Annotated in this window: 18 protein-coding genes; 13 read left to right on the top strand and 5 right to left on the bottom strand. The window is 74.1% G+C overall.

Going from position 1 to position 22043, the window contains the following annotated elements; genetic code table 11:
* Window positions 1-2 precede the first annotated feature (2 nt).
* Window positions 3-1295 carry a polysaccharide deacetylase family protein gene (locus tag AC0B61_RS17110; protein ID WP_471741477.1) on the bottom strand — a complete coding sequence of 431 codons (1293 nt, stop codon included), beginning with the start codon at window positions 1293-1295 and terminating at the stop codon, window positions 3-5.
* Between the two features lie 405 nt (window positions 1296-1700).
* Here AC0B61_RS17110 and AC0B61_RS17105 point away from each other — a divergent pair, with 405 nt between their 5' ends.
* Genes AC0B61_RS17105 through AC0B61_RS17095 form a run of 3 tightly spaced genes read left to right on the top strand, consistent with a single transcriptional unit; the run spans window position 1701 to window position 6243 of the window.
* Window positions 1701-2342 (top strand): class F sortase, encoded by a 642-nt coding sequence (locus AC0B61_RS17105; protein WP_471741476.1) that lies wholly within the window; start codon window positions 1701-1703, stop codon window positions 2340-2342.
* Complete coding sequence (locus AC0B61_RS17100; RefSeq protein WP_471741475.1) at window positions 2339-3661, top strand: alpha/beta hydrolase; 1323 nt, start codon at window positions 2339-2341, stop codon at window positions 3659-3661. The genes AC0B61_RS17105 and AC0B61_RS17100 overlap by 4 nt, the downstream gene beginning before the upstream one ends.
* On the top strand, window positions 3658-6243 hold the full coding sequence (locus tag AC0B61_RS17095; protein WP_471741474.1) for a rhomboid family intramembrane serine protease: 2586 nt from the start codon (window positions 3658-3660) through the stop codon (window positions 6241-6243). Before AC0B61_RS17100 ends, AC0B61_RS17095 begins: the two co-directional genes overlap by 4 nt.
* 84 nt (window positions 6244-6327) lie before the next feature.
* Here the strand turns inward: AC0B61_RS17095 and AC0B61_RS17090 are convergent, their stop codons facing one another.
* The gene (locus AC0B61_RS17090; RefSeq protein ID WP_471741473.1) at window positions 6328-6756 is read right to left on the bottom strand and encodes an SsgA family sporulation/cell division regulator; all 429 of its coding nucleotides are present in this window, start codon (window positions 6754-6756) and stop codon (window positions 6328-6330) included.
* A gap of 307 nt (window positions 6757-7063) precedes the next feature.
* On the opposite strand from AC0B61_RS17090, the gene AC0B61_RS17085 reads away from it, so the two are divergent.
* The 3 genes from AC0B61_RS17085 to AC0B61_RS17075 all read left to right on the top strand — a co-directional run bounded on the left by AC0B61_RS17085 (window position 7064) and on the right by AC0B61_RS17075 (window position 10810).
* Window positions 7064-8896: a DEAD/DEAH box helicase gene (locus tag AC0B61_RS17085; protein ID WP_471741525.1), complete on the top strand. Its 1833-nt coding sequence runs from the start codon at window positions 7064-7066 to the stop codon at window positions 8894-8896.
* A gap of 418 nt (window positions 8897-9314) precedes the next feature.
* Window positions 9315-9965: an IclR family transcriptional regulator gene (locus AC0B61_RS17080; RefSeq protein ID WP_471741472.1), complete on the top strand. Its 651-nt coding sequence runs from the start codon at window positions 9315-9317 to the stop codon at window positions 9963-9965.
* Window positions 9966-10003: 38 nt separating this feature from the next.
* Window positions 10004-10810: a S16 family serine protease gene (locus tag AC0B61_RS17075; protein ID WP_471741471.1), complete on the top strand. Its 807-nt coding sequence runs from the start codon at window positions 10004-10006 to the stop codon at window positions 10808-10810.
* A 37-nt stretch (window positions 10811-10847) separates the two neighbouring features.
* Here the strand turns inward: AC0B61_RS17075 and AC0B61_RS17070 are convergent, their stop codons facing one another.
* Window positions 10848-11432, bottom strand: a complete 585-nt coding sequence (locus tag AC0B61_RS17070) for an Lrp/AsnC family transcriptional regulator (protein WP_471741470.1) — start codon at window positions 11430-11432, stop codon at window positions 10848-10850.
* Between the two features lie 200 nt (window positions 11433-11632).
* Here AC0B61_RS17070 and AC0B61_RS17065 point away from each other — a divergent pair, with 200 nt between their 5' ends.
* Window positions 11633-12175 carry a VOC family protein gene (locus tag AC0B61_RS17065; RefSeq protein WP_471741469.1) on the top strand — a complete coding sequence of 181 codons (543 nt, stop codon included), beginning with the start codon at window positions 11633-11635 and terminating at the stop codon, window positions 12173-12175.
* 78 nt (window positions 12176-12253) lie between these two features.
* Here AC0B61_RS17065 and AC0B61_RS17060 read toward each other — a convergent pair whose 3' ends face one another.
* Window positions 12254-12790 (bottom strand): hypothetical protein, encoded by a 537-nt coding sequence (locus AC0B61_RS17060; RefSeq protein ID WP_471741468.1) that lies wholly within the window; start codon window positions 12788-12790, stop codon window positions 12254-12256.
* 155 nt (window positions 12791-12945) lie between these two features.
* Between AC0B61_RS17060 and AC0B61_RS17055 the strand changes: the two genes are divergently transcribed.
* The 4 genes from AC0B61_RS17055 to AC0B61_RS17040 all read left to right on the top strand — a co-directional run bounded on the left by AC0B61_RS17055 (window position 12946) and on the right by AC0B61_RS17040 (window position 18511).
* A complete protein-coding gene (locus tag AC0B61_RS17055) occupies window positions 12946-13650 on the top strand; it encodes a response regulator transcription factor (RefSeq protein WP_471741467.1) in 705 nt (234 codons plus the stop codon).
* Complete coding sequence (locus AC0B61_RS17050) at window positions 13647-15080, top strand: sensor histidine kinase (protein WP_471741466.1); 1434 nt, start codon at window positions 13647-13649, stop codon at window positions 15078-15080. The genes AC0B61_RS17055 and AC0B61_RS17050 overlap by 4 nt, the downstream gene beginning before the upstream one ends.
* Before the next feature lie 279 nt (window positions 15081-15359).
* Complete coding sequence (locus tag AC0B61_RS17045; protein ID WP_471741465.1) at window positions 15360-16970, top strand: cellulose binding domain-containing protein; 1611 nt, start codon at window positions 15360-15362, stop codon at window positions 16968-16970.
* 143 nt (window positions 16971-17113) lie between these two features.
* The gene (locus AC0B61_RS17040; protein WP_471741464.1) at window positions 17114-18511 is read left to right on the top strand and encodes a glycosyltransferase 87 family protein; all 1398 of its coding nucleotides are present in this window, start codon (window positions 17114-17116) and stop codon (window positions 18509-18511) included.
* A 134-nt stretch (window positions 18512-18645) separates the two neighbouring features.
* On the opposite strand, the gene AC0B61_RS17035 is transcribed toward AC0B61_RS17040, so the two are convergent.
* Window positions 18646-19089: an SsgA family sporulation/cell division regulator gene (locus AC0B61_RS17035; protein ID WP_471741463.1), complete on the bottom strand. Its 444-nt coding sequence runs from the start codon at window positions 19087-19089 to the stop codon at window positions 18646-18648.
* 480 nt (window positions 19090-19569) lie between these two features.
* Here AC0B61_RS17035 and AC0B61_RS17030 point away from each other — a divergent pair, with 480 nt between their 5' ends.
* Window positions 19570-21123: an RDD family protein gene (locus AC0B61_RS17030; protein ID WP_471741462.1), complete on the top strand. Its 1554-nt coding sequence runs from the start codon at window positions 19570-19572 to the stop codon at window positions 21121-21123.
* A 93-nt stretch (window positions 21124-21216) separates the two neighbouring features.
* A complete protein-coding gene (locus AC0B61_RS17025) occupies window positions 21217-22020 on the top strand; it encodes an RDD family protein (RefSeq protein ID WP_471741461.1) in 804 nt (267 codons plus the stop codon).
* Window positions 22021-22043: the final 23 nt, after the last annotated feature.

Raw genomic sequence — 22043 nt, 5'->3', positions numbered from 1 at the left:
GGTCAGCCGGCGGCGGCGGTGGAGGGGGCCGGCGCCGCCGCCGGGGTGCCGAGGAAGGCCTCCCAGCCGCCGGCCGGGGACTGGCCCGGGGCGAGGGTCTGCAGCTTGCGCAGCACCGCAGGGTCCTGGGCGTCCAGCCAGTCGACCAGCTGGCGGAACGAGACCAGGCGGACCTCCGGTCGGCCGGCGATGGTCCTGAGGACCTCCTCGACGGCGTTCATGTAGATGCCGCCGTTCCACTCCTCGAAGTGGTTGCCGATGACGTACGGTGCCCGGTTGCCGTTGTAGGTGCGGTCGAAGCCCATCAGGTAGGCGTCGCGGGCCTGGGTCTGGAAGCCCGGGTGGAGCGCCGGGTCGGCCTTGGTGTTGGGACCGCACTGGTTGTACATGATGTTGTAGTCCATCGAGAGCACCTGGAAGGTGTGCCCGGGGAAGGGGATGGACTGCAGCGGGAGGTCCCACAGGGCGCCGCCCTGGATCTTCTGCGGCCACACCTGGGTGCCATTGCCGCTGCTGTCGTAGCGCCAGCCGCGCTTGACCGCGGTGGGCAGCAGGTTGCGCTGGCCCTCCAGGCAGGGGGTGCGGCTGCCGATGAGCTCCTTGCGGTAGTCGAAGGGCAGCGCGGGGAGGTCGGTGAAGCCGGTGTTGGTGCGCCAGTTCGTCACGAAGTCCATGGCCTGCTGGATCTCGCTGTCCCACTCCTCGGGGGACCACTTGCCGACGCCGGTGGCGCCGCAGAAGTGGCCGTTGAAGTGGGTGCCGATCTCGTGGCCCTCCAGCCAGGCCGCGTGCACGTTCTCCAGGGTGTCGCGGATGTGCTGGTCGCTCAGGTAGCCGATGTCGGAGGCGCCGACCTTGTGCTGCGGCGGGCGGTAGAGGTCCTTCTTGGACTCGGGCAGCAGGTAGAGGCCGCTGAGGAAGAAGGTCATCTTCGCGTCGTGTTCCTGGGCCAGCCGGCGGAAGCGGGCGAACAGGCCGTTGTCGAGTTCGCCGGCGCCGTCCCAGGAGAAGACCACGAACTGCGGCGGGCGCTGCCCGGGCTGCAGCCGCTCGGGGACGGGCTGGTGCGGCTGGGCGCCGGTGTCGGCGGTGGAGCCGTCGCCGATCAGGACGGCCTGCGGCTTGGGGGCCGGGGCCGGGGTGGCGCTCTGCTCGACGGCCGCGCCGGTGGCGGGGGCGGCGGAACCGGTCGCCCGCTCCCCGCCGGTGGCGTGGTTGCTGCCGCAGCCCGCCGCCAGGGTGGCGGCGGTGGCGGCACCGGCCGCCAGCAGGGTGCGGCGGGAGAGCGCGTCCATGGTCACTCCGTTCGTGGGGCGTTCGGCAGCGTGCGGGAGTGCGGGGATCCGATCGGAAGGTCAGGTGATAGAACCCGTGACCGAGTCAGCATGGCATGAGGGCGTAAGTGGTCGAAGAGGCACAGCCGGTGGTCGCGAGTGATCGCCCGAACGCCGCAACCGGACCGAGCCGTAGAACCGTCGGTAGCTCGTGGCGGGCGTGGTCCTGCGGTGACCGCGCGCGGGGGGCGGTGGTCGCGCTGCGCGAGCGAGCGCGCACTCGGCGCAAGGAAAGGGGCGGAAGCCCTGCCGTTCGGCGGGTGCCGATACGACCATCGTATGGACGTGCTTTACAGTCCGATCCGGTTCAATTGTTTCCCAGGAAACTCCCAGGAAGTGGGATTCCGTCGGCAGAGGGGAGCGCCCGTGGGCGTCCAGCAGAACGGGAGCCCGTGGCCGGGCACCCTGGCGGCGGGGGCCGCGCTGGTGCTCGGTGCCTGGCTGCTGCACGGCGGCTCGCCCGTGCTGCCGCCCGCCCCGGGCGCCGGGCAGGGGCAGGCCGGCATCGCGCCCGTCTCCGTCGTCCCGCCACTGGGGGCGTCCACGCCGACCCGGATCCGCATTCCGGCGGTCCGGCTGGACGCCCCGGTCACCGCGCTCGGGCTGGACGCCGACGGCCACCTCCAGGCCCCGCCCGAAGCCGACCGCAACCTGGCAGGCTGGTACCGGGGCGGCGCCAGCCCCGGCCAGCGCGGCACCGCGATCCTCGCGGGGCACGTCGACAACAAGTCCGGTCCGGCCGTCTTCTACCATCTGGGAGCGCTCCGTCGCGGGGACCGGATCGAGATCGCCCGGGCCGACGGAGCCATTGCCGTCTACCAGCTGTACGCCATCGAAGTGCACGACCGAAAGGACTTCCCGGACGACCGGGTCTATCGCCAGGCCGCTGACGCGCAACTGCGGGTGATCACCTGCGGGGGCGCGTACAGCGAGGAACGCGGCTACGACGGCAACGTCGTGGCCTACGGGTTCCTGGCCGACACCACCCAGCCGGGCAAAGCAGCATGACCACGCTCACTCTCGCCTCCCGCTGGAACCCGATCGACTGGCCGCTCACCGAGGGCCTGATCCCGCACGCCGTGTTCGCGGTCGGCTGGGCGGCGCTGTTCGCGCTCGCCGTCGGCCGCGACCGGAGCTGGTGGCGGTTCCGCCTGCCCGCCGCGCTGTTCACCGCGGCCGCGCTCAGTCTGCTGCTGGACGTCGTGGTCGACGGCTGGTGGCACCCCTTCCCGGAGGGCACGCCGAAGTACGTCACCTGGTGGATAGCCGTCGCCCTGCTCGGCCTCTGCCTGGCGGGCTACCGGATGCGCCGGATCTCCTGGCGGCGCCGCGGCCTCGCGCTCGGCCTGAGCGGCCTGGTGCTGCTGATGGCCGCCTCCGAGGTCAACATCGGCTTCGGCCAGTTCCCGAGCGGCCGCGTGATGCTGGCGCCGTGGCTGACCAAGACCGACGGGCTGATCCCCAAGGTCGGGCAGACCCTGGCCGCCCCGCCGGACAAGGTGCTCGACGAGGTCTGGCGGCCGCCGGCCGACCTGCCCGAGAAGGGCACCGTCTCGGTGGTGCCGATCCCGGGCACCAAGTCGGGCTTCAAGGCCCGGGACGCGTACGTCTACCTCCCGCCCGCCTACCAGGCCACGCCGCGGCCGCTGCTGCCGGTGGTGGTCATGATCACCGGCCAGCCCGGGGTGCCGGGGGACTGGGTGCTCTCCGCGCAGATCAACGAGGCGATGGACGACTTCGCCGCGCAGCACGGCGGCCTCGCGCCGATCGTGGTGATGCCCGACCAGCTCGGCTCGACCTGGGCCAACACGCTCTGCCTGGACTCCAAGATCGCCAAGATGCAGACCTACCTGGCGGTGGACGTGCCCAACTGGATCCACCAGAATCTGCAGACCGCCACCGGACGGAAGGCCTGGGGGATCGGCGGCGCCTCGATGGGGGGCACCTGCGCGCTCCAGCTCGGCGTCAACGCGCCCGACGTGTACGGCACCGTCCTGGACATGTCCGGACAGGACGAGCCGACCCTGGGCACCCGGGAGGAGACCGTCAAGGCCGCGTTCGACGGCGACGAGAAGAAGTTCGACGCGGTCGACCCGGTGCAGGTGATGGCCCGCAAGAAGTTCCCGGACACCAGCGTCGCCATGGTCGTCGGCGAGACCGACGAGGAGTTCAGGCCGCAGATGGAGAAGGTCTACCAGGCCGTGCAGGGGGCCGGGATGAAGTCCAAGTTCGAACTGATGCCGGGCGGCCACGGCTGGGTCGTCTTCCGCCCCGGCATCGCCCAGCAGATCCCCTGGCTCGCCCAGCAGACCGGGCTGACCCGGTGACCGGGGCGGGGGCGGGGGCGACGGCCGTCGCCGTCGGCGAGGGCGAGCACCGGACGGCGCGGGTCGTCGCGCAGCGCGCGGCCGAGCGGGGCGCGGACCGCGCCCCCGTCACCCGTACGCCGGAGCCGCGCCCGCAGCGCGTCCGGCGGGCGGCCCGGGCGCTCGGCACCCGGCTGCGCTCGGCGCCGCTGACGCTGGTCCTGCTGGCCGGGCTCTGGCTGCTCGGCGCGGCCACCGGAAGCCTGGCCCACGGGCCGTCCGAGCGGCTGCTGGAGCGGGCCGGGGTCGGCCTGCCCACGCTCGCCGAGGGCCACTGGTGGGCGCCGTTCACCTCGATGTTCTGGTGCTCGGGCCGCGGCTCGTACGTGTTCACCAGCCTGCTGCTGCTCCTGGTCGGCCCGGCCGCCGAGCACCGGCTCGGCCGGCTGCGCACCCTCGCGGTGCTGGTCGGCGGGCAGGTCGCGGGCACCCTGCTGGGCGCCGGACTGGTCGCGTTCGGCTCCTCGGCCGGCGAGCAGTGGACCGCCTCGGTGGCCGACCAGATCTCGGTCGGCCCCGCCGTCGGCCTGTTCGCGCTGGCCGGGGTCCTCGGATACCGGCTCACCGTGCTCTGGCGCCGCCGGCTGCACCTGCTGGTGCTGCTGCTCCCGCTCGTCATGACGCTGTACGTCGGCCACCTGCAGAGCGTCCAGCGGTGCGCCGCCGCGCTGGCCGGGCTCGGCGTGGGCGCGCTGATCAGCCGCGGCCGCCCGTACCTGCGCTCGCACCGCTCCTCGCACTCCGAGACCCGGGTGCTGGTCGCGCTCTGCCTGGTCGCCGCCGCCTTCGGACCGCTGATCGCCTCGCTGTACGACAACGCCAGCGGGCCGTTCAACACCTTCTCCGAGCTCTACCTCTCCCACCGGCTAAGCCCCGACGAGGTGGCCGACTTCTGCGCGATCTCGGCGCACGACTGCGCCCGCGCGCACGCCGTCGTCCGGATCTTCGACACCCCCGGCCGGCTGATGGCGACGCTGTTCCCGGCGCTGCTGCTGGTGCTCGCCGAGGGGCTGCGCCGGGGGCTGCGGTTCGCCTGGCTGGTGACCGTCGCCACCGAACTGCTCTGGGGCGCGCTGCTGGGCTGGCTGTACCTGGACGCCGGGCCGGTCAGCCAGGACGTGGTGCAGTACTTCGTCGAGGCGATGCTGCTGCCGCTGCTGACCACCGGTCTGCTGCTGGCCACCCGCAAGCGGTTCCGGCTGCGGCTGTCCGGCCGGTCGGTGCGCCGGCTGGTCGCGGTGCTCGGCGGGGCCGCGCTCGTCTCCTCCGCCGTGTACGTGGGGCTCGGACGGCTGGTGGCCGACCAATTCGAGCCGGGGGCGACCGTCCGCCGGCTGCTGCACGGCCTGCCGGCGCAGTTCCTGCCGCCCGCGTACAACGACCTGCTGCCGGACTACCCGATCGCCGTCGGCCCGGTGGCGCGCCTCCTGGAGACGTACTGCGGGCTGGCGTTCTGGGTGGTGGCGCTGGCCGTGCTGCTGTCGGCCTTCCGCCGGCCGGTGCTGCACACCGACGCGGAGGCCGCCGCGCGGGCCCGGGCGCTGCTCACCGAGCACGGCGGCGGGACGCTGTCGTTCATCACCACCTGGGACGGCAACCACTACTGGTTCGACGAGCACGGCCGGGCGGCCGTCGCCTACCGGGTGGTGGGCACCGTCGCGCTGACCACCGGCGACCCGTTCGGCGCGCCGCAGGACCGGGCCGGGGCGGTGGCCGGCTTCGCCCGCTACTGCGATGCACGCGGCTGGACGCCGTGCTTCTACAGCGTCAGCGGGCAGACCAGGGAGGCCGCCGCGCAGCTCGGCTGGCGCTCGGTGCAGGTCGCCGAGGACACCGTCGTCGCGCTGCCCGAACTGGCCTTCACCGGCCGCAAGTGGCAGGACATCCGCACCGCGCTCAACAAGGCCGGCAAACAGGGCATCACCGCCGAGTGGTGGGCCTACCACGAGGCGCCGCTCGCGCTGCGGGACCAGATCCGGGCGATCTCCGAGGAATGGGTCTCCGAGAAGGGCCTGCCCGAGATGGGCTTCACGCTCGGCGGCCTGGAGGAGCTGGACGACCCGGACGTCCGGGTGCTGGTCGCGGTCGACGAACAGCGGGTCGTGCACGGGCTGACCAGCTGGATGCCGGTGTACGAGGACGGCGTGCCGGTCGGCTGGACGCTGGACTTCATGCGCCGGCGCTCCGACGGCTTCCGCGGCGTCAGCGAGTTCCTGATCGCCTCGGCCGCGCTCGGCTTCAAGGAGGAGGGCGCCCGCTTCCTGTCGCTGTCGGGCGCGCCGCTGGCCCGCGCCGGGCAGGGCGAGGAGCCCACCGGGCTGCAGCGGATGCTGGACTGGATGGGCAGGGTGCTGGAGCCGGTGTACGGCTTCCGCTCGCTGCTCGCGTTCAAGGCGAAGTTCCAGCCGGAGTACCGGCCGATGTACATGGCCTACCCCGACCCGGCCGCGCTGCCCGGCATCACCAGGGCGATCGGCAAGGCGTACCTGCCGCACCTGACGGCGGCGCAGGGCGTCCGGCTGATGCGCAAGCTGTCGGGCTGACGCGCGGGGCCGCCGGGCCTTCGCGGCCCGGGGCCGGGGGCCCGCCCCGGGCTTCCGGCGTCCGGCGTCCGGCGCCGCCGGGTGTCAGCCGAGCAGCTGGGCGAGCGCCCGGTCGGCGTCCAGGTGCAGGTGCTCCTCGCCCTCGGGCACGACCAGCCGGCTGCGCCACAGGAAGCGGCGCAGGTCGCCGGTGTCGAACCGGAGCAGCGCGGTGCCCTCCGGGGCCCGCAGCTCGACCATGGTGCACCGGCCGGGCGCGGGCCGGACGTGGACGTCGCCCACCCCGGTCGCCAGCTCGACGCCGGCCGACAGCAGCCGGCGCGCGAAGACCCAGACGATGTCCTCGGCGCCCTGCGGGTCCTCCGCGGCCTCGTCCAGCGAGAACTCGGCGGGAAAGGCCATCCGCACGGCGAGCGGGTCCTCCGGCCGGTAGGACAGGACCACCCGCAGCCGGACGGAGCGGTGGGAGGAGAGGATCAGGCGGGCCTGGACGGTCTCTTCGACGGTGCGCACGGGAGGTCCCTTCGGTTCGGTGCGGGGCCGCGCGGGGCAGGGGGGCGGTGCGGCCTCACCTTGGTGAGAGTCCTGGTGGCCGTGGTGATTACCGGATTTTCTGGGGCGATCGGATGTGATCCGCGTCACGTCGATTTCCGGCCGTCCGGGCCCGGCGCGGCGCCCCGTCTGGAGGCCCCAACCGCGTCGGCCCGGTAGGCTGGGCGGGTTGTCCGATCGCCGCCCGACCGCGGGACGAGGCCGCAAAACCGCCTCTGACCTGCGATGATCCCCCTCGGAGACCGTGAGTACTGCCGCCGCCTCCTCGATGCCGCTGTTCTCCGACGCCTCGGAGCCGCAGGCGCCCGCCCGGTCCGTCGGCCAAGCCGCGCCCGGCGGTTCGCACCACCTCTCCCCGGCCTTCCCCGGCCGTGCCCCCTGGGGCACCGCGGGCAAGCTGCGGGCCTGGCAGCAGGGTGCGCTGGACAAGTACATCGAGACCCAGCCGCGGGACTTCCTCGCGGTCGCGACCCCGGGCGCAGGCAAGACCACCTTCGCGCTGACCCTGGCCTCGTACCTGCTGCACAACCACCTGGTGCAGCAGGTGACCGTCGTCGCGCCGACCGAGCACCTGAAGAAGCAGTGGGCGGAGGCGGCCGCGCGGATAGGCATCAAGCTGGACCCTGCGTACTCCTCCGGTCCGCTGTCCCGGGAGTACCACGGCATCGTGGTCACCTACGCGGGCGTCGGGGTCAACCCGATGCTGCACCGCAACCGGACGGAAGCCCGCAAGACCCTCGTGATCATGGACGAGATCCACCACGCCGGTGACTCCAAGTCCTGGGGCGAGGCCTGCTTCGAGGCCTTCGAGCCGGCCGCCCGCCGGCTGGCGCTGACCGGTACGCCGTTCCGGTCGGACACCAACCCGATCCCGTTCGTGCAGTACGAGGCCGGCGGCGACGGCATCCGCAAGTCCGTCGCCGACTACACCTACGGCTACGGGCACGCGCTCGCCGACCACGTCGTCCGCCCGGTGATCTTCCTCAGCTACAGCGGCAACATGCGCTGGCGCACCAAGTCCGGCGACGAGCTGGAGGCCCGGCTCGGCGAGCCGATGACCAAGGACCTGATTGCCCAGGCCTGGCGCACCGCGCTGGCCCCCCAGGGCGAGTGGATCCCGGCCGTGCTGCAGGCCGCCGACCGGCGGCTGACCGAGGTCCGCAAGGCCATCCCGGACGCCGGCGGACTGGTCATCGCCACCGACCAGACCGTGGCCCGCGCCTACGCCAAGCTGCTGCGCGAGATCAGCGGCGAGAAGGTCACCCTGGTGCTCTCCGACGAGACCGAGGCCTCCAAGCGGATCTCCGACTTCGCGGCCGGCACCTCCCGCTGGATGGTCGCCGTCCGCATGGTGTCCGAGGGCGTCGACGTGCCCCGGCTCAGCGTCGGGGTGTACGCGACCTCGATCTCCACCCCGCTGTTCTTCGCCCAGGCCGTCGGCCGCTTCGTGCGCGCCCGCAAGCGCGGCGAGACCGCCTCGGTGTTCCTGCCGACCATCCCGATGCTGCTCGGCTTCGCCAACGAGATGGAAGTCCAGCGCGACCACGTCCTCGACCGGCCGAAGAAGGAGGGCGACGGCCTCTTCGACGAGGAGGACCGGCTGCTCGCCGAGGCCGAGCGGGCCAACGACGGGCCGGACGGCGCGGGCGGCGACGAGTTCTCCTACGAGGCGCTCGGCTCCGACGCGGTCTTCGACCGGGTGCTGTACAACGCCATGGAGTTCGGCATGCAGGCCCACCCGGGGAGCGAGGAGGAGGAGGACTACCTCGGCATCCCGGGCCTGCTGGAGCCCGACCAGGTGCAGATGCTGCTGCAGAAGCGCCAGCACCGCCAGATCCAGCGCAGCAAGACCAAGCCCGCCGACGAGGCCGACCTCCTGGAGATGCCGGCCGAACAGCGGCCGGTCGTCACCCACCAGGAGCTCCGCGAGCTGCGCAAGGAGCTGAACGCGCTGGTGGCCGCCTGGCACCACCGCACCAACCAGCCGCACGGCACCGTCCACAACGAGCTGCGCCGCCAGTGCGGCGGGCCGCTCACCGCGCAGGCCACCGCCAACCAGCTCAAGGCGCGGATCGCGAAGATCCGGGAGTGGGCGAAGTAGCGGTCCGGCGGGCCGCCGCGGGGCGGCCTGCGGGGAGGGGCGCGGGGAGGCGTTCGGGCGGGGGCGCGGGGAGGGGCGCGGGCGGGCGCGCGCGTGCCGGGGTGTCCGGAGTTCGGACCGGCGTCGGACCCATGCCCTGAGGTGACGGGCGAAATGGGATGGTTCGTCCGTAATTTTCGGCGCCGACGAAGTCGATCACGCCCGAATTTTGGACAACCACTTCCGCCGCGACCTTTCCTTCACTACCTTTCCCCCACGCTCTTCCGCCGGGCAACCCCCGCAGGACGGGCTCCGCAGGACCGTACGGGTCGAGGACGACACCGCACCGGTCCGAGCGCGGCCACCCCCACCTGCGCGCGACACCGACCTTGGACCGGCGCCGCCCGCCCTGCGAGCGCCGCGGAAAGGATTGCCCGTCGTGACTGCCGAGACCTCCCAGACCCTGGACCGCGGCGTCCGGGTCCTCAAACTCCTCGCCGACTCCGAACGAGGGCTCACCGTCACCGAACTGGCCGCCCGGCTGGCGGTCAACCGCACCGTCGTCTACCGGCTGCTGGCCACCCTCGAGCAGCACGGGCTGGTCCGCCGGGACATCGGCGGCCGGGCCCGGGTCGGCCTCGGCGTGCTCCGGCTCGCGCACCGGGTGCACCCGCTGCTGCGCGAGGCCGCGCTGCCCGCCCTGCGCAGCCTCGCCGAGGACCTCGGCGCCACCGCCCACCTGACCCTGGTGGACGGCAACGAGGCGCTGGCCGTCGCGGTGGTCGAACCGAGCTGGACCGACTTCCACGTCGCCTACCGGACCGGCCTGCGCCACCCCCTCACCGAGAGCGCGGCCGGCCGCGCGATCCTGGACGCCCGCACCTTCCCCAGCCAGCGCCGGCCCGAACAGGGCTTCGTCATCACCCGGGCGGAGGAGCAGTCCGGTGCGTGCGGAGCCGCCGCCGCACTGCTCGGGCTGACCGGGATCGAGGGCAGCGTCGGCGTGGTGATGCTGAACGGGATGGTCCCCGAGCGGGTCGGCCCCCGGGTCGTGGAGGCGGCGACCGAGGTGGCCGACGCCCTGAGGTAGCGCCCGCGCGGGGCGTCGGGTGTGTTTGGATTCCCCTTGTGTCCGACACCAAGCTGCCCACGGCCCTCACCTCCCCGCGGACCCGCGCGCTCGCGCTCTGCGGGGTGCTGGTCGCCGCACTGTTCGGCGTGGCCGCCTTCGTCCCGCTGCCGTACACCATCACCTGGCCGGGCCTGACGGCGGACACCCTGGGCACGTACCAGGACAAGCCGGTGCTCACCATCACCGGGGCGCCGCTGCGCACCACCCAGGGCGAGCTGCGGATGGTCACCATCACGGCCACCAACCCGGACCAGCGCAGCACCTTCCTGCGGTCGATGCGGGCCTGGTTCGACCCGCAGGAGGCCGTCCGCCCGACCGACACCGTGTACCCGCAGGGCGACCCGGCCAAGGCCGAGCAGGTGACGGCCCAGCAGATGGCCGAGTCGCAGGACAGCGCCACCGCGGCCGCGCTGGGCTACCTCCACCTCTCGCCGGACCAGGTGAAGGTCAAGGTCGACCTGGGCGACGTCGGCGGCCCGAGCGCCGGCCAGATGCTGGCCCTGGGCATCGTCGACAAGCTCGCCGGCGACGGCAAGGGCGGCGACCTCACCGGCGGGCTCACCATCGCGGGCACCGGCACGATCGACAAGGACGGCACCGTCGGCCCGGTGGGCGGCGTCCCGCTGAAGACGCAGGCGGCCGCGCGGGACGGCGCGACCGTGTTCCTGCTGCCCAGGGACGAGTGCACGGACGCCAAGGTGAACACGCCCAAGACGCTGCGACTGGTGCCGGTCGGCACCCTCGGCGAGGCGGTCTCGGTGCTGCAGGCGCTCAAGAGCGGCGGCAGCGTCCCCGCCTGCTGACTGGCCTGCTCGGCGGTGGCCCAGCCTGCTGACCGTCCTACTCGGCGGCGGCCTGGTCCACCAGTGGCAGGATCCGGTACGGCACCGGGTTCTCCAGCACGATCGCGGTGGACGAGCGGACGATCCCGTCGAAGCCCACCACCCGGTCGATCACCCGCTGCAGATCGGCGTTCGAACGGGCCACGATCCGCACCATCATGTCGCCGACCCCGGTGATGGTGTGCAGCTCCAGCACCTCCGGCACGCTCGCCAGGTGCGCCCGCACGTCCGTGCCCTGGCCCTGGGAGATTTCCAGGGTGGCGAAGGCCGTCACCGGGTAGCCGATCGCCGCCGGGTCCACCTCCGGGCCGAAGCCGCCGATCACGCCCTTGGCCTGCAACCGGTCCAGCCGGGCCTGCACGGTGCCCCGGGCGACCTGCAGCCGGCGCGAGCACTCCAGCACCCCGATCCGCGGCTCCTCGGCGAGCAGCCGGATCAGCCGGCCGTCCAGGGCGTCGATGGTGTCGTTCGCACCGACCGCCGGGGCGGCGGAAGCGCCGTGCGGGGCGGGAGAGCCGGGGGAACCGGGGGCGCCGGGGGAGGCGGGGGGCGTCGGGGAGCTCGGGGAGTGGGCGGGGGGCATCGCGGCACCGTCCTCCGGTGGGCATTCTGTACAGCGGTGCGGCCGATTCTCCCGCCCCGGGGCACAGCTTGACCAGGAGGAAACGGAACAGTTGCGCGCAGGTCGGCTCGGCGCCACCCTCCAGCCACCAGCCCCTGCCCGGGCCCCACCCGGTACCGGGGCGCAGCCCGCATGGTCCGCACGCCTACCGGGAGGCCCTCATGACCGACACCGCCGCCGAAACCGTTCCGCTCGGGGCAGGCTTCCCGCCGGACCTGGGCGAACCGGGTCCACTGCCCATCGGCCGCGCCGACGCGGTGGTCTTCGCGGTCGAAGACGCCGAGCGGGCGGCCCGCCGCTACTGCGCCGCGCTCGGACTGCGCTGCACCGCGTACGCGGGGCCCGAGACCGGCGAACCGGAGACAGCCTCGTACGTGCTCGCCGCGCCGGGGACGCGGATCGTGCTCACCTCGCTGGTACGGGCGATCGGCCCGCGCGGCCGGGACCTGGCCGCGTACCTGGACCGGTACGGGGACGGGGTGCTGGACGTCGCGGTGAGCGTGCCGGACGTCTACTACGCCTACGACTACGCGGTCGACCGCGGCGCGCTGTCGCTGGCCGAGCCGTACGAGACGCGGGACGCGTACGGCGTGGCGGTGCTCGCCACCATCGGGGTGCCGGGCGGGACCAGGCACACGCTGGTCGACCGGGCCGGCTACGCGGGGCCGTACCTGCCGGGGTACGTGCCGCACGGAGGGTTCTGACGCACGGAGGGTCCTGCCGCGGAGGGGCTGCCGCGTGGAAGGTTCTGACGCGCGGGGGGTTCTGGCGCCGGGGCGGCGCTAGCGGATGGCCGTCTCGACGATCGGGGGGTGGCCGTTCCAGGAGACGAAGACCGAGTTGGCCTGGTCGCCCCTGGTGAAGTCGATCCGCATCCACTGGGGGCCGTTCCACACCTGCATCTGCCAGCCCGGGTCGGGGGTGGCGGAGACCAGGGACGCCTGGTCGGCCTTCAGGTCCAGCGCGACCTTGCCGCCCGGGATCGGGTAGCTCTTCACCGTGGACGTCGCGGTGGCGGCGGGCGAGGGCCGGCGGCTGGGCGGCGGGGCGGTCGCGGAGGAGGCCGGACCGTGCGCGGTGGTCGCGGCGGGGGAGGCCGGCGGGGCCGGGGTGTCGACCTGGGTGGCCGAGTGGGCCTGCTCGGGGGTGGCGGCCGGGGTGTACGGCGTGCCGTCGGCCTTGGGGGACGGCAGCGGCAGCGCCGCGGGCTGCTCGAACGCGGCGCCGGTCAGCACCGCGTGCACGCCGAGCCAGGACAGCGCCACCGCCGCCCCGGTGGCCGCCGCCCAGGCGCCGAGCTGTACCAGTCCGTTCCGCATCGTGCGCACATCCTGCCGCATTTCCGTCCCGCCCGAGACCGGCAGCCCTGGTGTTCTCCGGGGCAGTTGCCCATGTCCGGACCGGGCCCTGAGGTACAGACCACTGCCGGCCGAGGTACAGACCACTGCGCGCCGATGGCGTACCGTGCAGGCCCATGGCAACAGTGCTCGTGGTCGAGGACGACCCCTTCGTACGTTCCGCCCTCATCCGCCACCTGACCGACACCGGCCACGCCGTCCGCAGTGTGGGCACCGCGCTCGAAGCGCTGCGGGAGGTCGCCCAGGTCGGCTGCGACCTGGTGATCCTCGACCTGGGCCTGCCCGACCTGGACGGCGGCGAGGCGCTCAAGATGATCCGTGGCCTGACCAACGTGCCGGTGATCATCTCCACCGCCCGGGACGACGAGGCCGAGATCGTCCGGCTGCTCAACGCCGGCGCCGACGACTACCTGGTGAAACCTTTCTCCGGCGAGCACCTCAGCGCCCGGATGGCCGCCGTGCTGCGCCGGCTCGGCAGCGGCGCCGCGCCCGTCGCCCGAATCCTGCGGGTCGGCGGGCTGGCCATCGACCTCCAGCGGCGCGAAGCCTCCCTGGACGGCCGGCCGCTCGACCTGACCCGCCGTGAATTCGACCTGCTGGCCTTCCTCGCCGCCCGGCCCGGCGTCGTCGTGCCGCGCAAGGAGATCCTCGCCGAGGTCTGGCAGCAGACCTACGGCGGCGACCAGACCATCGACGTCCACCTCTCCTGGCTGCGCCGCAAACTCGGCGAGACCGCCTCCAACCCGCGCTACCTGCACACCGTCCGGGGCGTCGGCGTCCGGCTGGAGGCCCCCGGGGGCGTCGCGGAGCACGGGACATGAGGAGGTTCGGACACTCGCTGCGCTGGGCCCTGATCAAGGCCGCCGTGGCCGGGACCACCATGGTCGCGCTGGCCTTCCTCATCCCGCTCGGCCTGATGGTCCAGCAGACCGCCCGGGACCGGGCGTTCACCGCCGCCGAGCGGCAGGCGGCGGCGCTCGGCCCCGCCCTGGCGATCACCACCGACCAGGACGCCGTCGACCGGGCCCTGGCCAGCACCGACGCGGGCGGCCAGGGCCGGATGGCCGTCCACCTGCCGGCGGCCGGGCAGCCCGCCGCCGGGACGGACGGCCCCGCCGGGCCGACCCTGGGAGAGGGCCGGGCCACCCTCGGCGACGTGGCCACCGCCGGGGGACAGGGCCGCTCCTTCACCGTGAAGGTGGCCGGCGGGTACGCGCTGCTCCAGCCCTTCGCCGTGGACACCGGGCGGACCGCCGTGGTCGAGGTGTTCGTGGCCGAGAGCGACCTCACCCGGGGCGTCTCCACCGCCTGGCTGGTGCTCTCCGCCGTCGCGCTCGGCCTGGTCGCCATCTCGGTGCTCGTCGCCGACCGGATGGGCACCCGGATCGTCGCCTCCGCGCGCAGACTCGCCGGCGCGGCCCGCTCGCTCGGCGCCGGGAACCTCGCGGTACGCGTCCCGGTGGAGGGCAGACAGGTCGACGGCAGCCCGGAGGAACTGCGCGAAGCCGGCCACGCGTTCAACACCATGGCCGACCGGGTCGTCCAACTCCTCGCCGCCGAACGCGAACTGGCGGCAGACCTGTCCCACCGGCTGCGCACCCCGCTGACCGTCCTACGGCTCAACGCCGCCTCGCTCGGCGACGGCGACGCGGCCGACGCCACCCGGCACGCGGTCGCCCAACTGGAGCGCGAGGTCGACCAGATCATCCACTCGGCCCGCCGCGCCCCCGAGGACGCACCCGCCGTCGCGGTCGGCTGCGACGCCGCCGAGGTGATCCGGGAACGAGTCGCCTTCTGGTCCGCCCTGGCCGAGGACGAAGGGCGCCGCTGGCAGCTGGCCGGCGCCGAACGGGCCGCGCCCGTACCCGTCCAGCGCGCGGACCTGGCCGCCGCCGTCGACGCCCTGCTCGGCAACGTCTTCCGGCACACCGCCATCGGCACCGCCTTCTCGGTGGACGTGCTGGCCACCGACTGCTCGGTGATCGTGCTGGTCGGCGACGCCGGACCGGGCTACAGCGACCCGGCCGCCGCCCTCAGACGCGGCGAGGGCCACGGCGGGGAGGGCTCCACCGGCCTCGGCCTGGACATCGTCCGCAAGCTCGCCGAGTCCACCGGCGGGGACCTCGCGCTCGGCCGCTCCGCCGTACTCGGCGGGGCCGAGACCCGGCTGCGGCTGCGGGCCCGCGCGGAGACGGCGGGGCCCGCGCGGGCCGGTCGGCGGCGCGGCCGGGGAGCGCTCTTCCAGCGGTGACCGGGGGCGACGGGGGCGTGCCGGTGCCGGACCGGGGCCGGGCGTGGGGCCGTCGTCGAGACGCCGCGGGGTCGGCTGCCGGGGTCTTCCTTGAGGGTCTTCCTTAACTGCGGCCTAAGGGAGTTCTACCCCTCGCTCAGCCCGCCGGTTCCGCCCCCGGGCCGCCGCTAGCGTCGGTCGCGCCGGTCACCTGACCGAGCCGGGCCGGCCGCCCGGACGTCCGTACGCACCCCTGCCCGGACGGCGGCCGACCGAAGGCACCCGCGGAGGTAACGCGCCATGACCACCCAGCCCACCCGCCGCTCCGGCCGCCGCAGGCGCAGCCGCAAGGGCACGATCGTCGGGGCCGCCGCGGTCGCCGCCGCCCTGGTCGCGGGCGGTACGGTCCTCCTCGCCTCCTCGGCCAGCGCCGCCTCGCTCGGCGCCGTCTACAGCCGCACCAGCGCGTGGGACTCCGGCTACACCGGCCAGTACCTGGTCACCAACCCGGACAGCAGCCCGATCGAGGACTGGACGCTCAGCTTCGACCTGCCGGCCGGGGCGACGATCGACTCCCTCTGGAACGCCTCCTTCACCGCCCAGGGCCGGCACATCACCGTCAAGCCGGAGGCCTGGAACAAGCGGCTGGAGCCCGGTACGAGCGTGGTGGTCGGCTTCGTCGCCCACGGCGCGGGCGCGGCGCAGGCCGAGCCGGCCGACTGCCTGATCAACAACGTCTCCTGCAAGGCCGGTGACGGCACCGCGCCCACCCCCTCGGGGCGCCCCTCCGGCACCGCCGCTCCGACGGCCACCGCCACGGCGACCACGACCGCCACCGCCGTACCGACCGCCAGCGCCACTGCGACCGCGACCGCCGGGCCCAGCCCCACTGCCACGGCGAAGCCGACCACCCCGGCGCCGACCGCCACCCCGACCGCCACCCCGACCGCCACCCCCACGGCGACCGGTGTGCCCGTTCCCCCGGTCGGCGCCGGGGCCGGCTTCGCCCCCTACGTGGACACCTCGCTCTACCCGCCGTACGACCTGGTCGCCACCGCCAAGGCGAGCGGCGTGAAGGACTACAACCTCGCCTTCGTGGTCTCCGGGGGCGGCTGCGTGCCCAAGTGGGGCGGCGTCAGCGACCTGTCCGTCGACGCGGTGGCCGCCCAAATCGGCGCGTTGCGGGCGATCGGCGGCGACGTCCGGCTCTCCTTCGGCGGCGCCAACGGCAGCGAACTGGCCCTCGCGTGCGGCTCCGCCGCTGACCTCACGGCCGCCTACCAGAAGGCCGTCGACGCCTACGGCGCGACCAAGCTGGACTTCGACGTCGAAGGCGGCGCGATCGCCGACCGGGCCGCCAACACCCGCCGCGCCCAGGCCATCGCCCAGCTGCAGAGGAACGCGGCCGCCAAGGGCAAGGCCCTCGACGTCTCCTTCACCCTGCCCGCGCTGCCCTCCGGCCTGACCCAGGAGGGCGTCGACCTGGTCGCCGGCGCCAAGGCCGACGGCGTCACGATCGGCGCCGTCAACATCATGGCGATGGACTTCGGCGACGGCGTCGCCCCCGACCCGCAGGGCCGGATGGGCACGTACGCGATCGCCGCGGCCACCGCCACCCAGGCCCAGGTCAAGAGCGTGCTGGCGCTGGACGACGCGGCCGCCTGGCGCAGGGTCGCGGTCACCCCGATGATCGGCGTCAACGACGTGGCCGACGAGGTCTTCACCGTGGCCGACGCCAAGCAGCTCGCCGACTTCGCGACGGCCAAGCACCTCGCCTGGCTCGCCATGTGGTCCGGTACCCGGGACAAGGCCTGCGACGGCGGCGCCAAGGGCTACGCCGACGCGACCTGCAGCAGCATCGTCCAGCAGCCGCTGGACTTCACCCGGGCCCTCGGGGCGTACCGGGGCTGAGGCCGGCCTGGGGCGCCCGCCCGAAGCCGAGGAACGCGGGCGGACGGACCTGTTCGTCACTGTGAGTAGTTGATCGTGTCCAGGCCCGTTCGGGTGGCATCCGGTATCGTCGCTGGTTGGCCGAGCGGTGGACGGAGTGGACAGTGACAGCGGTGCAAGACGAGCGCAGCCCGGTGGGGACCGCACCCGACCCCGCGCCCGCCCCCCTGTCGGACCGGCTGCGCCGAACGCTCGGCGCCCCCGTCCAGGCCCTGCGCGAGGCGCCCCGCCGCCCGCTGCTGGCCGCCTCCGCGCTGGCGCTGCTGTCCCTGGTCGGGTACGCGGTGGTGCGCCACTTCGTCCACACCTCGATGGTGGACATGGTCGTCTACCGGGCCGAGGGCGCCGCCGTCGCCAACGGCACCGACCTGTACGCGCTGCGCGTCACCGAGTGGAACCTGCCCGCGACCTACCCGCCGTTCGCGGCCATGCTGTTCGTCCCGACCACCTGGTTCCCGATCCCCGTCCTCCGGGTCGCGATCACTCTCGGCAACGTCGGCCTGCTCGCCCTGCTGACCCACCTGTCCTTCAAGCTGGTGGGCTGGCCGCGCCGGGAACTGCGGCCGATCGGCGTGATCCTGGTGACCGGCCTCGGGGTCTGGCTCGAACCCGTGTTCACCACGCTCCGTTACGGCCAGATCAACCTCGCGCTCGCCTGCCTGATCCTCTGGGACCTCACCCGCCCGGACGGACGCCGCAGCAAGGGCGTGGCGATCGGCATCGCCGCGGGCATCAAGCTCACCCCCGGCCTGTTCGCGGTCTACCTGCTGGTCACCGGCCGGATCCGGGCCGCCTTCGTGGCCGGCTTCACCTTCCTCGGCACGTTCCTGCTCGGCGCCCTGGTCCTGCCCGACGCCACTCGGGGCTTCTGGACCACGTACCTCTACGACTCCTCCCGGGTCGGCAAGACGTACATCGTCGACAACCAGTCGCTGCGCGGCGCCGTCGCCCGCCTGCTGCACCTGGCCGAACCCGGCACCGTCGCCACCCTCGCGGCCGGCCTGGTCGCGCTGGCCGGCCTCGCCGTCGCCGCCTGGGCCGCCCGCAGCGGACGCTGGCTGCCCCGGGCCGAGGCCTGGGGCGTCTGCTGCGCGGCCGTCACCGCCGTGCTGATCTCGCCGATCAGCTGGACCCACCACTGGATCTGGTGCGTGCCGATGCTCGTCCTGCTCGCCGCCGAGGCTTCCACCGAGCACGCCCGCCCGGCCGGCATCCGCCGGGTGCGCTGGCGGGCCGCCTTCTGGGCCACCCTGGCCGCCTTCCTCTCCTTCGCGATGTGGGCGGCGAAGCCGCTCGGCACGGCCGTCCTCCACATGCCGCCGTGGCGCCAGCTGCCGACCTCGGTCTACCCGTGGGTCGGGCTCTGCTTCCTGCTCGCCGCCGCCATCCGGATAAGGGCCCGGCGGCGCTCCGGTGGGGCCCCACTGGTCCGGCTGCCCGGCCAGCGCGACGGCGGTCCGGACGCCGCCCGCGGTCGTCAGCAGGCCCCCGCGGCCCGCTGAGCCGGCGGGGGCGCCGCTCCTGCTTCCCTCTGGTCGTGCCGTGCTGGTCGTACAGGCTGGGGTACGGGCTGGCCGGCCCTGTTGGTCGTTACGGGCTGGTCGTACACGTGCCCTGTGCACGCCGGGGCGCACGCCTATGCGAGCAGCTCGGCGAGCGAGCCGTCCATGTCCAGCGCGGCCAGCTCGCTGCCCGGGGGCACCAGCCGGTGCGCCCGCTCCAGCCAGGCCGCGACGGCCGGCAGCGGCGCCTCCAGCAGCGCGTCCCCGGCGGGCGAGCTCAGCGCCAGGCACAGCACGCTGCGCCGGCCCTTGGGGGTGCCCCCGGCCGAAGTCTGGGAGAGGGTCGGCCAGATCCGCACGTCGCCCTGGCCGCACGGGCGGAAGGTGCCCTCGACCAGCAGCTCGCGGGCGAACACCCAGGTCACCGGCGAACCGGTGTCCAGGTGGAAGGTGATGTAGACCGCGTACGGGTCGTGGCTGCCGTAGGACAGCCGCGCCGGGACGGGGACGCTGTGCTCCGGCGAGAGCACCAGGTTGAGCTCCAGCTCGTGCTCGACGACGCTGACGGGGCGTTCCATGATCGTCTTCCTCTCTGCCTTCGGGTCGTGCCCGGTTTCGGGCCCTGTGACCTGTGAGAGGGCGGTCCGCACCGGCTCTTACACACGTTTCCGGGATTTCTTCGGGAAGTTCGGCGAGGGGTGGTGAGCGGGCGACCGCGGGGCGCGCGAGTACCTGCCGCACGCCTGGTTCCATACCGCGAGCGGCCCTCCGCTGTCCGGGGATTCGCGAACTTCCCGTCATGGGTTCGGCGAGGTACTACTCTTTGTGACTGTCCGGCGACTTTCCGCCCATCGGCGGCACCCCCATGCGCGCCGAGCGCCGGGCGTGCGCCGGGGTGTGTGCGCGGGCGGCTGCGTCGCGCCGGCTCCCGTCGGCGTTCACCGGCCCTGATCGGCCCTCGCCGGTCGGGCCTCGCCGGTCGGATTCCCCGGCGGCCCGCGCCGCCGTCCACCGTCCTTCCTTGCCCGCGTCAGGACCTGCCAGGAAAGAAGACCCCCATGACGGACCGCCCCTTCGCCGACGGCGGCGACCCGGCCGTCGCGCCGGAGCCGGGCTACTACCCCGACCCCTCCATCCCCGGCTTCATCCGGTACTGGGGCGGCTCGGCCTGGGTGCCCGGCACCAGCCGACCCGCACCCGCCGAGGGCGAGGTACCGCCGCCGCCCCGCTACCCGACCCGGCGGCCCACCCCGGGTGGGCCACCCGCGCGGACGGTGCCGCCTCCGGTGGCGCGGGCGACCGCGGTGCCGGCCGCCGCAGTGCCGGTGTCCGGGCCCCAGTCGGTGCCGGTGCCGGAGGCCGTGCCGCCGGCGGGCGGGGGCGACACCGGGCCGGTGTACTTCGACCAGACTTCGGGTGGGGCGTCCTTCGTGTTCGGGCCGCGGGTGGCGGAGGTGATCGGCGGTCCGGTGTTCCGGACGGTCGGGCCGGCAGGGGCCGCTCCGGTCGCTCCGGCCTCCGCGGTGTCCGAGCTGGCCGCGGTGTCCGAGGCGTCCGCGGTGTCCGAGGTCCGGGTGGGAGCCCGGGTGCCGGCGGGTGCCGGGATTCCTGCGGGGAGCGTCGACGAGTGGCCGGTGACCGGCGCGGTGTCCGGGGAGTCCGAGGAACCCGGCTGGCACGCTGATCCACGGGCGCAGCGGGGCCTGATGGAGACGGGCGGTGCACAGCGCTGGGTCTCCTGGGGGGTGCTTCCGGGGGCGCCCGATGCAGAGGAGGGGCTTGCGGAGTCCGACCGCACTACGGCTGTCGCGGAGGTGGCCGCCGTCGCCGCACCGGCCCGGGCGATGGCGGTGCGGGATGCCCCGGTGCCCTCCGTCGAGGCCTCCGGCGCGATGCCGCTGATCGAGGAGGCGGAGGAGGCTGAGGAGGCCGAGGCGGCGGAGTCCGCAGCGGCTGATGCACCGGCTGGCGCCCCGGCCGCCGCGCCCGTGGGGCCGCCTCGCACGCCCGTTGCGGTCGCCGCGGTAGCCCCCACCACTCCACTGCCCGCCGTGCGGCCGGCCCAGCCGGTCCGGCCGTCCGCCGTCCGCCGCCGTGCCGCCTCCGGGGCGGCTGCTGCCGTGCCCGCCGGCCTGGGGCGCCGGCTGGCAGCCCGGGTGGTGGACACCGTCGTACTGCTGGTCGTCGCCGTCGCGGCCGGGATCCCCCTCGGCCGCTCGGTGTCCGACCACCTCCAGCAGAAGCTCGACCAGGCCCGGATGGCCAGCGCCCTCACCCACCGCCAGGTCCAGGTCTGGCTGGTGGACGACGTGGTGGTGGGCAAGATCGCTGTGCTGATCGGCATCCTGCTGTTCGTCGGCCTCCTCTACGAGGTGCTGCCGACCGCCCGCACCGGCCAGACCTTCGGCAAGCGCCTGGCCCGGATCCGCGTGGTGGACGCCGCCGCCCCCGCCGCCCGCGGCAGGCTGAACCTCGGCCGGTCGCTGCTCCGGTGGGCCGTCCGGCAGGCGGGCGCGGTGCTGCTGCTCGGCCTGGTCTGGCCGGTGCTCGACCGCCCGCTGCGGCGCGGCTGGCAGGACCGCGCGGCCCGCACCCGGGTGGTGCGCGGCTGAGCCGACGGACCCCGCACCCTTTCCGCGGCCGCCGGCGGCAAAACGGACAAAATGTCCCGAACGTCAAGAATGTGCGATGTTCTACTCGGGGGCATGAGCACCCACGACCCCTCAGGCCCCCAGCCGGAGGGGGGCGGCAAGCCCTCCTTCGACAAGCAGTCCCCGCAGCCGGGCGGCGGCACGCCGGAAGGCGAGCCGCCGGGCCCGACCCCGTCCAACGAGCCGTCAGGAGACCCGGCGCACGGCCCCTCGGGCGGCCCGTCGGATGGCCCGGGCGCATACCAAGGCACCTACGGTGGCACCTCGCAGCCAGGACCGGCCTACGGCCAGAACCCGTACGGCCAGCCGCCCCACGGCCAGCCGCCGTACGACCAGCCGCCGTACGACCAACCGCCGTACGACCGGACGCCACCCGGCTACGGCCCCGGCCCCGGCGGGTACGGAAGCCCCGGCGCCGGACCCGTCCCCGGCATGCCGCCCATCGGCACGTGGCCCAAACGGATCCTCGCCCGGCTGATCGACTACCTCATCGTGCAGGCCATCGGCATCCTCATCGTGGCGCCCTTCGTCGACCTCGGCGAGCGCAACGGCTCCACCGAGGCGTTCTGGCTCGGCTGCGCCATCTACCTCGTCTACGAGGCCCTGATGCTCACCCGGGACGGCCAGACCCTCGGCATGAAGGCGATGAACATCCGCGTCGCCATGCTCCTCGACGGCAACACCCCCACCCCGGCCGCCGCCTGGACCCGCACCGCGGTCTTCATCCTCCCCGCCGTGCTCTGCTGCGCCGCGATCTGGTGGATCGTCGACGGGCTCTTCGGCGTCTTCGACAAGCCGTACCGGCAGTGCCTCCACGACAAGGCCGCCAAGACCGTCGTGGTCACCACGGAGGTCTGAGCGGCGGCGTCGAACGCGCCCGC

This window comes from Kitasatospora sp. NPDC023385 (assembly GCF_055664045.1).
This window is presented reverse-complemented; position numbering and strand designations above follow the sequence as displayed.